The organism is Streptomyces sp. NPDC003011 (genome assembly GCF_053591515.1).
This window is the reverse complement of sequence record NZ_JBSFTY010000023.1, coordinates 1-12,099: the sequence shown is the minus strand read 5'-3', so window position 1 is coordinate 12,099 and position 12,099 is coordinate 1. Positions and strand designations below refer to the sequence as shown.

The 12,099-nt window shown below is 71.3% G+C and carries 8 protein-coding genes; 7 read left to right on the top strand and 1 reads right to left on the bottom strand.

Annotated features, from left to right (window positions below; all coding sequences use genetic code 11):
• The first annotated feature begins 15 nt into the window (after positions 1 to 15).
• Positions 16 to 1,647, top strand: coding sequence for an L-glutamate gamma-semialdehyde dehydrogenase (pruA, locus tag ACWD0J_RS14225; protein WP_451496070.1), 1,632 nt, complete (start codon positions 16 to 18; stop codon positions 1,645 to 1,647).
• 308 nt (positions 1,648 to 1,955) lie between these two features.
• The gene (locus tag ACWD0J_RS14220; RefSeq protein WP_286064888.1) at positions 1,956 to 2,093 is read left to right on the top strand and encodes a hypothetical protein; all 138 of its coding nucleotides are present in this window, start codon (positions 1,956 to 1,958) and stop codon (positions 2,091 to 2,093) included.
• 60 nt (positions 2,094 to 2,153) lie between these two features.
• Here the strand turns inward: ACWD0J_RS14220 and ACWD0J_RS14215 are convergent, their stop codons facing one another.
• The gene (locus ACWD0J_RS14215; protein WP_451496069.1) at positions 2,154 to 3,728 is read right to left on the bottom strand and encodes a purple acid phosphatase family protein; all 1,575 of its coding nucleotides are present in this window, start codon (positions 3,726 to 3,728) and stop codon (positions 2,154 to 2,156) included.
• 143 nt (positions 3,729 to 3,871) lie between these two features.
• Here ACWD0J_RS14215 and ACWD0J_RS14210 point away from each other — a divergent pair, with 143 nt between their 5' ends.
• From ACWD0J_RS14210 to cimA, 5 genes are all read left to right on the top strand, one after another.
• Positions 3,872 to 4,915, top strand: coding sequence for a 3-isopropylmalate dehydrogenase (locus ACWD0J_RS14210; protein ID WP_451496068.1), 1,044 nt, complete (start codon positions 3,872 to 3,874; stop codon positions 4,913 to 4,915).
• Between the two features lie 247 nt (positions 4,916 to 5,162).
• Positions 5,163 to 6,251, top strand: coding sequence for a branched-chain amino acid aminotransferase (locus ACWD0J_RS14205; RefSeq protein WP_451496067.1), 1,089 nt, complete (start codon positions 5,163 to 5,165; stop codon positions 6,249 to 6,251).
• A gap of 336 nt (positions 6,252 to 6,587) precedes the next feature.
• Entirely contained in the window at positions 6,588 to 8,690 is a 2,103-nt protein-coding gene (locus ACWD0J_RS14200) for a TolB family protein (RefSeq protein WP_451496066.1), read from the top strand.
• A gap of 26 nt (positions 8,691 to 8,716) precedes the next feature.
• Positions 8,717 to 10,069 (top strand): TolB family protein, encoded by a 1,353-nt coding sequence (locus tag ACWD0J_RS14195; protein ID WP_451496065.1) that lies wholly within the window; start codon positions 8,717 to 8,719, stop codon positions 10,067 to 10,069.
• A 308-nt stretch (positions 10,070 to 10,377) separates the two neighbouring features.
• Positions 10,378 to 11,982 carry a citramalate synthase gene (gene cimA / locus ACWD0J_RS14190; protein ID WP_451496064.1) on the top strand — a complete coding sequence of 535 codons (1,605 nt, stop codon included), beginning with the start codon at positions 10,378 to 10,380 and terminating at the stop codon, positions 11,980 to 11,982.
• Positions 11,983 to 12,099: the final 117 nt, after the last annotated feature.

The following is a 12,099-nucleotide window of genomic DNA, read 5'->3' as shown; positions in this document are numbered from 1 at the left end:
GGAGTTACGGACACCATGGACGCTGTGACCCAGGTCCCCACCCCCGTCAACGAGCCGGTGCGCGGCTACGCTCCCGGCTCGCCCGAGCGGGCCCGGCTGGAGGCCAAGCTCAGGGAGCTGGCCGACAACCCGATCGACCTGCCCTGCACCATCGGCGGCGAGCAGCGGCTGGGCGGCGGCGAGCGGGTCGACGTCGTGCAGCCGCACAACCACAAGGCCCGTCTCGGCACGTACGGCAACGCCACCCGGCGCGACGCCCAGGACGCCATCGACGCGGCCCTCGCCGCCGCGCCCGCCTGGCGGGCGATGGCCTTCGACGACCGCGCCGCGATCATCCTGCGCGCCGCCGAGCTGCTGGCCGGGCCCTGGCGCGAGACGCTGGCCGCCTCCACCATGCTCGGCCAGTCGAAGACCGCCCAGCAGGCGGAGATCGACACCCCCTGCGAGCTGGTCGACTTCTGGCGCTTCAACGTCAAGTACGCCCGTGACCTGCTCGCCGAGCAGCCGCCGGCCAACGCGCCGGGCGTCTGGAACCGCCTCGACCACCGCCCCCTCGAAGGCTTCGTCTACGCGATCACGCCCTTCAACTTCACGGCGATCGCGGGCAACCTGCCCACCGCCCCGGCCCTCATGGGCAACGTCGTCGTCTGGAAGCCCTCGCCGACCCAGACCCACGCCGCCGTGCTCCTCATGCGGCTGCTGGAGGAGGCCGGACTGCCCAAGGGCGTCATCAACCTCGTCACCGGTGACGGCATCGAGGTCTCCGAGGTCGCCCTGGAGCACCGGGAACTCGCGGGCATCCACTTCACCGGGTCGACCAAGACCTTCCAGTACCTGTGGAAGACGGTCGGCAGCAACATCGAGAAGTACCGCTCCTACCCGCGCCTGGTCGGCGAGACCGGCGGCAAGGACTTCGTCGTCGCCCACCCGAGCGCCGACCGCGCGGTGCTGAAGACGGCGCTGACCCGGGGTGCCTTCGAGTACCAGGGCCAGAAGTGCAGCGCGACCTCCCGGGCGTACATCCCGGCGTCCATCTGGAACTCCGGGTTCAAGGAGGAGTTCGCCGCGGAGGTCGACGGCATCGCCATGGGTGACGTCACCGACCTGTCGAACTTCATCGGCGCGGTCATCGACGAGCGGGCCTTCGCCAAGAACAAGGCCGCCATCGACCGGGCGAAGGCGGACCCGGCCTGCACGATCGTCGCCGGCGGCTCCTACGACGACGCGGTCGGCTACTTCGTCCGGCCGACCGTCATCGAGTGCGACGACCCGCGAAGCGAGGTCTTCACCACCGAGTACTTCGGCCCGATCCTCGCCGTGCACGTCTACGAGGACGACCGGTACGAGGAGATGCTGACCCAGATGGAGTCGGTGTCCGCCTACGCCCTGACCGGCTCGGTCATCGCCAACGACCGCGCGGCGGCGGCGTACACGATGGACCGGCTCCGCTACGCGGCCGGCAACTTCTACATCAACGACAAGTCGACCGGTGCCGTCGTCGGCCAGCAGCCCTTCGGCGGTGGCCGCGCCTCCGGCACCAACGACAAGGCCGGCGCCCCGCAGAACCTGATGCGCTGGACGCTGACCCGCGCCATCAAGGAGACCCTGGCCCCGCCGACCGACTACCGGTACCCGCACATGGGCTGACACCCCCCCCGCACGCGGACGGGCCGGATCCTCACCGATCCGGCCCGTCCGTGTGTCCGGGCCCGGACGGAGTCACGCAGGTCGGAGAGGCCGGGGGCGGTGCGCCGTCTCAGATAGTAGGAAGTCCGAGTAATTGTGGAGACAGATGCGCCGTCCTCGCTTAGCTTTGTAGGAGCCGAACGTCTCGCTCGACCAAGCGAATGGCGGTTCGTGAGCCGGGCCCCGTGCAGGCAATCCCTGCGGCCCGCTCCCCGCCCCCGGCGTCTCGTAACTTCCCGCTCCAGGAATCTCGAAGGAGTCGATTCCCCATGGCCGAGACGACCGCCCGCCGTCGAGTCCGTCACCTCTCCCGTACCAGCGAGTCGGACCGCAAGAACGCCGCCGCCGCACTCCAGCGAGCCCTCGACCGCCGCGACAACGGCGGCTCGACCGGCCACAGCGCCTGAGCACCCGAGCACCCGAGCACCCACGAACCGGGAGCCGCACCCGCGAGGTGCGGCGCGGACTCACGTGCCGCGCCGCACCTCGAAATGGTCGATGCGCTCCCCGTTCTGCGCCAGCGCCGACACCGTCAGCCTGGGGCGCGGACCGCTCCGCGCCTCCACGGAGAGGAACGAGAAGCCGCGGTAGCGCACCCGGGACCACTCGACGGTCTCCTTCGCGGACTGCTGGGACGCCGTCCAGTGGAAGGACTCCACGGACTCGCGGTCCCGCACGTGCCCCTCGTAGCTCTCCGGTACGCCCGCCGGAAAGCCGTACAGGTCCTTGCCGCCGCCGCCCGCGGTCACGTACACGATCCCGTCGCGGGTCGGGTCGGTCGACGCGCCGATCGGGACCGGCCTGCCCACCTCGCCGTCCCTGATGGCGTCCGTGCGCTCGTAGACGTGGTTGTGCCCGTTGATCACCAGGTCCACCTGGTGCCTGGCGAACAGCGGCAGCCACCGCTCCCGCACACCCCCGTCGGAGGCGTGCGAGGAGGTCGAGTAGGCGCAGTGGTGGAAGAAGACGACGATGAAGTCGACCGAGGCGTCCGCCCGCAACCCGGCCAGCTTTCTCTCCAGCCACGCCGTCTGCCTCCCGCCCGTGTAGCCGGAGTTGGCGGGGATCTCGTACGAGACGTCGTTCGCGTCCAGCGCGACGAAGGCGACATTGCCGTACGTGAACGCGTAGACGCCCGGCGCGGTGCGGGGGTCGAAGCCGTTGTCCGGGAGGGACCAGCGGGCCAGCTGGCCGCCGTAGCCCTCCGGTGAGTACCAGGCCTCCATGTCGTGGTTCCCGGTCGTCACCATCCACGGGACCGACTTCGCCACCCGTTCGTTCTGCTGGAGGAACAGGTCCCAGTAGCCGGGGTCGTAGCCGTCCGTCTTCCCGCCCCGGCCGGTGCCGTTCGCGTAGCAGATGTCGCCCGCGTGGAGATGGAAGGCGGGCCGCCGGCGCAGCAGGACGTCGTCGTTGGCGGCGGCGGCCCGGCTCACGCCCTGGTCGCCGAAGGCGGTGAAGACGAACCGCTCCGGGGTCGCCGGCGCCGTGCGGAAGGAGCCGATGGTCGACCGGTGGGCGGGCGAGGCCGGGTCGAAGCCGTCGTGGCCGACGCCGTAGTAGTACGTCGTGCCGGGCAGCAGACCGTCCAGCGCCGCGTGCAGATAGAACTGGTCGAGCGCCGGCCGCACCCCGCTCACGCCCGGCGTGTGCAGGTCGCGCACCTCGGCGTCGATCCTGCGGCCCAGGTCGTCGGGCCGGGTGCCGATCCGGACGTAGGGCCCGCGCACCGCGAGCGGTACCTGCCAGGAGATCCGCATCCGGGTCTTCGGGTCGGCGCCGAAGGCGAGATGACGGCCGAACGGCACGACGGCCGAGCCGTGCACCCGGGACGCGGACGGCGAGGCGGCCGTGGCACCCGCACGCGTGGCCGTGCCCGGGGCGCCGCCGTCCGAGCAGCCCGTCAGCATCCCGCCGGCCAGCGCGCCCGCCGTCACCAGTGCGCGGCGCCGGGACAGCCTGGTCCGCAGGTACTCGTACTGCTCGGCCATGCTCATCCGGCGGGCGAGCTGGTGCGGCACGCCGCAGTCGGGGGTCTCCATGAGGGTGAACTTCCCAGCGGACCTCAACACCCGCCCCCCGTACGGGTGAACACGCGGCAACGAGATGACGTGAACGTGCTCCCGGCATGTCCGCATCGCGGACACCTCATGTCATCCCATGGGACAAGGAGTACGGTGCCGACATGTCTCGCAGCATCAATCTCGCAGTGATTCCCGGTGACGGCATCGGCCAGGAGGTCGTGGCCGAAGGTCTCAAGGTCCTCTCCGCCGTCCTTCCGCAGGATGTGAAGCTGGAGACGAAGGACTACGACTTCGGCGCCCGGCGCTACCACGCCACCGGTGAGACCCTCACCGACGCCGACCTCGACGCCCTGAAGAAGCACGACGCCATCCTGCTCGGCGCGATCGGCGACCCGTCGGTGCCGTCCGGCGTCCTGGAGCGCGGCTTCCTGCTCAAGCTCCGCTTCGCCTTCGACCACCACGTCAACCTGCGCCCGTCCAAGCTGCTGCCGGGTGTCGCCACCCCGCTGGCCGGCGAGCCGCAGATCGACTTCGTCGTCGTCCGCGAGGGCACCGAGGGCCCGTACACCGGCAACGGCGGCACGATCCGCAAGGGCACCGAGCACGAGGTCGCCACCGAGGTCTCCGTGAACACGGCCTTCGGTGTCGAGCGCGTGGTCCGTGACGCCTTCGCCCGCGCCCAGGCCCGCCCGCGCAAGAAGCTGACGCTGGTCCACAAGAACAACGTGCTGACCTTCGCCGGTCACCTGTGGACCAACACCTTCACCAAGGTGGCCGCCGAGTTCCCCGAGGTCACCACGGACTACATCCACGTGGACGCGGCGACGATCTACCTCGTCACGGACCCCGCCCGCTTCGACGTGATCGTCACCGACAACCTCTTCGGCGACATCATCACCGACCTCGCCGCGGCCGTCTCCGGCGGCATCGGCGTCGCCGCGAGCGGGAACATCAACCCGTCCGGCGAGTTCCCCTCGATGTTCGAGCCGGTGCACGGCTCGGCCCCGGACATCGCCGGCCAGGGCAAGGCCGACCCCACCGCCACGGTCCTGTCCGTCGCCCTCCTGCTGCGTCACCTCGGCTACGAGTCCGAGGCCGGCCGCATCGAGGACGCCGTCTCCGCCGACCTCGCGGAGCGCACCGGCAAGCCCGCCCGTTCCACCACGGAGATCGGCGACGCGCTCGCCGTACGAGTAGCCGGCTGATCCGCCGCGCTTCCTCGAACCTCCGAAGCCGCCGGGTCACCGCACCCGGCGGCTTTCGTATGTCCCCGCCGGGTGCCACCATCATCCTCTGGGCCGCATTCACGCCGTTTTCGTCCCCGGCTCCCCGCTTGAGATAATCGAACGCGGAGCCGCGGAATGGGGGAATGCTCGGACGTCCTAGCACTGGCCACTGACAGTACGGGCGTGTGCGCGGCCCGTCACTACAACCGGTGAAGGACAACCACTCATGACGACGCCCACGATCGAGCTCAAGCCCTCGGCCTCGCCACTCTCCGACGCGGAGCGCGAGGCGATCCTGGCCAACCCCGGCTTCGGCCGCCACTTCACCGACCACATGGTGACGATCAAGTGGACCGAGGGCCGCGGCTGGCACGACGGCCAGCTCGTTCCGTACGCTCCGCTCTCCCTCGACCCGGCGGCGATGGTGCTGCACTACGCGCAGGAGATCTTCGAGGGACTCAAGGCCTACCGCCAGCCCGACGGTTCCGTCGCCAGCTTCCGCCCCGAGAAGAACGCGCAGCGCTTCCAGTCCTCCGCCCGCCGGCTCGGCATGCCGGAGCTGCCGGTGGACACGTTCATCGAGGCGTGCGACGCGCTGGTGCGGCAGGACCAGGCGTGGGTCCCGGCGCACGGCGGCGAGGAGTCCCTCTACCTGCGGCCGTTCATGATCGCGACCGAGGTCGGCCTGGGCGTGAAGCCCGCCAACGAGTACCTCTTCCTGGTCATCGCCTCCCCGGCCGGCGCCTACTTCCCGGGCGGCGTCAAGCCGGTCTCCATCTGGCTGTCCGAGGACCGCGTCCGCGCCGTCCCCGGCGGCATGGGCGACGCGAAGACGGGCGGCAACTACGCCGCGTCGCTGCTGGCCCAGGCCGAAGCGGCGGCCAAGGGCTGCGACCAGGTCTGCTACCTCGACGCGGTCGAGCACACGTGGGTCGAGGAACTCGGCGGCATGAACCTGTACTTCGTGTACGGCGACAAGATCGTCACGCCGGCCCTCACCGGCTCCATCCTGGAGGGCGTCACCCGTGACTCGCTCCTCACTGTCGCCCGGGACCTCGGCTACGCGTCCGAGGAGGGCCGCGTGTCGATCGACCAGTGGCAGCGCGACGCCGAGAACGGCACCCTCACGGAGGTCTTCGCCTGCGGCACCGCGGCCGTGATCACCCCGGTCGGCACGGTCAAGCGCGCGAGGGCCGAGTGGCAGCAGTCGGGCGGCGAGCCCGGCGAGGTCACGCTGCGGCTGCGTCAGGCCCTGCTGGACATCCAGCGCGGGACGGCACGGGACGAGCACGGCTGGATGCACAAGCTGGGTTAGGCGCCGGTGGCCGCCTGCGGGGCCGCCGTGGACTCCGTGTCCGCGGCGGCCCCAGGCGTTCCGGACCTGTCGCCGCCGGGTACGCCGGCCCCGTCCGGCTCACGAGGTCACCGGGGGCGATCCTCGGCCACGTACGGGAGCTCCCGTACGCGAGCGCCTCGCGGACGCGTGACCCCCCGCCCGGGTTGTACGTAATAAGGCCGATTGACCCGATGGGCGGTGTGCGTTTGCCTCGACGGGAGCCCTCGGCGCGGGGCCGGGGGAGATGCGTCAACGGGGACCACAGGGGGGAACATGTCCAGAGGCGTACATGTGTCCAGAGGCTCTACAGGCGCGGTGCTGTTGCTCGCGCTCGCCGCAGCCGCCGTTCCGAGTGCCACCGCAGCACCGCACGCACCACCCGCACCGAGGGCATCGCAGGCACCGACAGCACCGCAGGCACCGACCGCACCGCACACTCCGCGTGTCGAACGGGTCAGCACCGCCGCCGACGGCACCCAGGCCGACGGGCCGTCCGACGGCGCCGCGATCAGCGCCGACGGCCGGCAGGTCGCGTTCACCTCCCAGGCGCCGGGCTTCGGCTGCGCGGACCTCTCGCCGTGCCTGCTCGTGAAGGATCTGGCCACCGGCGGAGTCACCAAGATCGACCTGGGCAGCGGTCACACCTACGGCTCGCCGATGCCGAGCGCCGACGGGGGCCGTGTCGCCTACTCCGCGGGCACCCGGTTCCCGGCACCGTACCTGTACGACCGCGCGACCGGCCGCTCGGAACGGCTGTGGCCCGACACCCCGCCCGGCTCCGACGAGTTGGGCCGAGCGCAGTCGATCAGCCCGGACGGCACGCACGTCGCGTACACCATCGGCGACCGCCACGGGCCGCAGAACACACGGCTCCTCTACGTCCGCGACACGGCCACCGGCACCGACGAACTGATCTCACCGGCCGAGGAGGGCCCCAAGCGCGGGGCCTCGGTGAGCGGCGACGGCGAGCGGGTCGCCTACCAGGTCCCGGGGCCCGCCGAGGACGACCCGGACGACGTCTTCGTCAAGGACCGGACCACGGGCGAGCGGACCCAGGTCGACACCGGCCTCGGCCAGGCCACCCTGGTCCGCATCACCGCGGACGGCCGACGTGTCCTCCTTGACGCCGCGAGCGGCCTGTACGTCCACGACCTGCGCACGGGCGAGTCACGGCGGGTGGCCGAGGGGCGGGCTCTCTCGGCCACGGCGGACGGCCGGTACGCCGTCGTCGGGGGCGAGGACGGGGTGCGTGCGCGCGACCTGCTGACGGGCCGGCGCGGGACGGCCCTGCCGGCGGACGCCCAGCTCGGATCGGAGATGCTGGCTGCCGACGGGCGTACCGTGGCGTTCGGTTCGGGGGCGTCCCACCTGGTGGCGGGCGACACCAACCGGGAGCCGGACGTGTTCGTCCTCTCGGGCGCGCTCCGGGAGAACCCGGACCCGATGCCGTCCGTCACCGAACGGATCAGCATGACGCCGGACGGGCAGCAACGCACCGGGGCGTCCTTCGATCCGGCGATGGGGGAGGGCAAGGTCGTCGCCTTCACCTCGCAGGGGACCGACGACCCGAAGGACACGAACGTGTTCGTCCACGCGGCCGGCGGCACATCCCAGGTCAACTCCGGGACGCAGGGCCCCTCGCACGAGGGGACGCCCTGCTCCAGCGGACGCATGGTCGGCTATGTGGCCCCGTCCGAGGCCGACGGCGGCCCGGAGGTCCACATCCGCAACCGCTCGGTCGGCAGACTCACCAGCCTCAATTCCCACCAGGGCGTCCGCTTCACCTGGATGGGACAGCCCGAGGTGGACCCCACCTGCCAGTGGATCACCTACGCCGCCACCCTGCCCGCCACCGACGCCGACCCGCACCCTCAGCCCCGCGTCTACCGCTTCCGGTTCAACGGCGGCACCACGGACCTGGTCAGCGAGCCCTCGGGCAAGGCGGCGCGGAACCCGTCGATCAACTACGACGGCCGGTACATCGCCTTCGAGCAGGACGGTGACCTCCACGTCCGCGACCTGGACACCGGCGCCCTGGAGAAAGTCGCCGGCGACTCCTCGGCCCCCTCCCTCAGCGCGGACGGGCGCAAGGTCGCCTTCCAGCAGGCCCGGGAGATCCATGTCCGTGACCTCGACACCGGCACCACGACCCGGGCCGAGGGCACGCAGCCCTCGCTCTCCGGGGACGGCACACGGGTCGCGTACACCTCGGGCCGTTCCGTGTACCTGCTCGAACTGGCTACCGGGAAGCGGCAGTTGATCAGCGTCGACCGCTGGGGCGGCCGCACCGACCTCCCGGCCCGGCACCCGTCCGTCAACGCCGACGGCACGGCCGTCGCGTTCGAGTCGGCGTCACCCGATCTGGTGGAGGGGGACACCAACGGGGTGGCGGACGTCTTCCTGCGGACAGCTCACTGACCGAAGACCGACCACGGGGGAACGACATGCACCGAACGACCATGCACGGCATGCGCGCCATGGCCATGCACGGAACGACCGACAAGCACGGGAACAACGGGGGAACCAACATGCGCACCACGAAGCACCGCACCGCCTCGGCGGCGGTCACCGTCGTCGCGGCCGCCGCCGCCATGGCGCTCACCGGATCCGCCGCGAGCGCCGCGCCCACGGTTCCGTACACGGAGAAGGCGAGTGTGGCTCCGGACGGCACGGACGGCAACGGCGCCTCCGGCGGGCAGAGCCTGAGCGCGAACGGCCGGTACCTGGCCTTCGTCTCGGACGCCGGCAACCTGGTCGCGGGCGACACCGACGGCACCGCCGACGCCTTCGTACGCGACCTGAAAACCGGCACCACCCGCCTGGCGAGCACCGCGCAGGACGGCACTGCGGCGGACAGCCCCGTCCTGGACCTCTCACTGAGCGCGGACGGCCGGTATCTGGCGTTCACCTCCAACCCCACCTACGACACCGCCGACAACCACGTCTTCGTCAAGGACCTGAAGACCGGCGCCCTCCAGCGGATCGACGACGCCGTGGACACGGGCTACAGCGCCGCCAGCGGCCCCGCTCTCAGCGCCGACGGCCGCTACCTCGCCTTCGTCGCCCTGCGCACGGGCGACGCGCCGGCGGGGGACGGCTCCGACCGGGTCTACCGCGTCGACCGCGTCACCGGCGAGGCCGTCCGGATCAGCCAGGTGCCCGGCGAGGGTGCCTGGAAGTCCGCCGCCACCCACCCGTCCATCAGCGCCGACGGCAGCCGGGTCGGCTACCAGTTCTTCGTCCCGTACCCCACCCGGGGCGACTGGAGCGACGCCTACGTCCGTGACGTGCCGAGCGGCGAGCTGTTCCAGGCCGACAAGGCGCCGGACGGCAAGGTCTCCGACGGTCAGAGCGAGTTCCCGCAGGTCAGCGCCGATGGCCGGTACGCGGTCCTCAACTCGCTCGACTCGCAGCTGACCCCGGGCGACACCAACAAGGGGCACAACGTCTTCGTCCGCGACCTGGCGACGGGGGAGCTGCGCCGCGTCGACGCCGCCGATCCGGCGGCCTCCACCGCCCATCCCCAGCTCAGCGCCGACAGCCGGCACCTCGTGTTCACCGCGTCCGACCCCGCCGACCCGGACCACGCGCGCCAGGCGTACGTGCGCGACCTGCGCACCGGACGCACGGTGCTCGCCAGCCCCGCGGCGCAGGGCGGACCCAGCGGTTCCGACGGGGTGTCCTTCCCGGTGATCGACCGGCACGGCCGCCAGGTCGCCTTCAGCAGCAGCGCCGCCGACCTCGTGCCCGAGGACACCTACGACACCACGCACGTCCACGTCCGCCACCTGAGGTGATCAACCGAGTGCTCGCATCCTGAGACGGACGGTGAGCACGGGGACGGTCTGTGCCAGACTGCCTCCGTGCTCTCGTTCGCCACGATTATTGGCAGCAGGCGCGCCGGTCCGCAGTGACCATCACGTACGACCAGGTACGGGTGGACACCGTCGTCCTCGACCCGCGCGCAGACCTCTCGCACCCGCGAGGGGTTTTTCGCATTTCTGGCCCACCCGAAGCCGGAGGCGAGAGCGCGAGGGACCATGTGGGGACGGTGGAGCCGGTCATTCCGGTACAGACCGAGATCCGACACAGGAGCCTTGACACCATGACCGAAACCAGCGAGCTCGACGATTCGTTCCACGTCTTCGACACCACTCTGCGCGACGGCGCGCAGCGGGAGGGCATCAACCTCACCGTCGCGGACAAGCTGGCCATCGCACGGCACCTGGACGACTTCGGCGTGGGCTTCATCGAGGGCGGCTGGCCCGGCGCCAATCCGCGGGACACCGAGTTCTTCGCCCGCGCCCAGCAGGAGATCGACTTCAAGCACGCCCAGCTGGTCGCCTTCGGCGCCACCCGCCGGGCCGGCGCCAAGGCGTCCGAGGACCCTCAGGTCAAAGCCCTCCTGGAGTCCGGCGCCCAGGTGATCACCCTGGTGGCGAAGTCCCACGACCGGCACGTGGAGCTCGCCCTGCGCACGACACTGGACGAGAACCTGGAGATGGTCCGCGACACGGTGTCCTTCCTCACGGAGCAGGGCCGCCGCGTCTTCGTCGACTGCGAGCACTTCTTCGACGGTTACCGCGCGAACCCCGAGTACGCGAAGGCGGTCGTCCGGACGGCCTCTCAGGCCGGGGCGTCCGTCGTGATCCTCTGCGACACCAACGGCGGGATGCTCCCGGCGCAGATCCAGGCGGTCGTGTCCACCGTGCTCGCCGACACCGGCGCCCGGCTCGGCATCCACACCCAGGACGACACGGGCTGCGCGGTCGCCAACACCCTGGCCGCGGTGGACGCGGGCGCCACCCACGTCCAGTGCACGGCCAACGGCTACGGCGAGCGCGTCGGCAACGCCAACCTGTTCCCGGTGGTCGCGGCCCTGGAGCTGAAGTACGGCAAGAAGGTGCTGCCCGACGGCAAGCTCCGCGAGATGACCCGTATCTCGCACGCCATCGCCGAGGTCGTGAACCTCACCCCCTCCACCCACCAGCCCTACGTCGGCGTCTCCGCCTTCGCCCACAAGGCGGGCCTGCACGCCTCCGCCATCAAGGTCGACCCGGACCTGTACCAGCACATCGACCCGGAGCAGGTCGGCAACACCATGCGGATGCTGGTCTCCGACATGGCGGGCCGCGCGTCGATCGAGCTCAAGGGCAAGGAGCTCGGCATCGACCTCGGTGGCGACCGCGCGCTGGTCCAGCGGGTGGTCGACCGGGTGAAGGAGCGCGAGCTGAGGGGCTACACGTACGAGGCGGCCGACGCGTCCTTCGAACTCCTGCTGCGCGCCGAGGTCGAGGGCACACCCCTGAAGTACTTCGAGGTCGAGTCCTGGCGGGCGATCGTCGAGGACCGCCCCGACGGCACCCACGCCAACGAGGCCACGGTCAAGCTCTACGCCAAGGGCGAGCGCATCGTCGCCACGGCGGAGGGCAACGGCCCGGTCAACGCCCTCGACCGTGCCCTGCGGGTCGCCCTGGAGAGGATCTACCCGCAGCTCGCCAAGCTGGAGCTCGTCGACTACAAGGTCCGCATCCTGGAGGGCGTCCACGGCACCCAGTCCACCACCCGCGTCCTGATCTCCACGTCCGACGGGGCGGGGGAGTGGTCGACGGTGGGCGTCGCCGAGAACGTGATCGCGGCGTCCTGGCAGGCCCTGGAGGACGCGTACACGTACGGGCTGCTGCGGGCGGGGGTGGAGCCGGCGGAGTAGGGCGCAGGACACGCCTCGAAGGCCGGGGTGATGCCCCGCAACAGCGCAGCCCGTGCGGCGGGGCGGCGGGGCTGCGGGGCGGCGGGGCGGCGGGGCGGCGGGATCATGACCGCCGGC

Excerpts from the sequence above, each read along its gene's own strand:
- pruA (WP_451496070.1), top strand. The coding sequence starts at position 16 with ATGGACGCTGTGACCCAGGTCCCCACCCCCGTCAACGAGCCGGTGCGC.
- ACWD0J_RS14220 (WP_286064888.1), top strand. The coding sequence starts at position 1,956 with ATGGCCGAGACGACCGCCCGCCGTCGAGTCCGTCACCTCTCCCGTACC.
- ACWD0J_RS14215 (WP_451496069.1), bottom strand. The coding sequence starts at position 3,728 with ATGGAGACCCCCGACTGCGGCGTGCCGCACCAGCTCGCCCGCCGGATG.
- ACWD0J_RS14210 (WP_451496068.1), top strand. The coding sequence starts at position 3,872 with ATGTCTCGCAGCATCAATCTCGCAGTGATTCCCGGTGACGGCATCGGC.
- ACWD0J_RS14205 (WP_451496067.1), top strand. The coding sequence starts at position 5,163 with ATGACGACGCCCACGATCGAGCTCAAGCCCTCGGCCTCGCCACTCTCC.
- ACWD0J_RS14195 (WP_451496065.1), top strand. The coding sequence starts at position 8,717 with ATGCACCGAACGACCATGCACGGCATGCGCGCCATGGCCATGCACGGA.
- cimA (WP_451496064.1), top strand. The coding sequence starts at position 10,378 with ATGACCGAAACCAGCGAGCTCGACGATTCGTTCCACGTCTTCGACACC.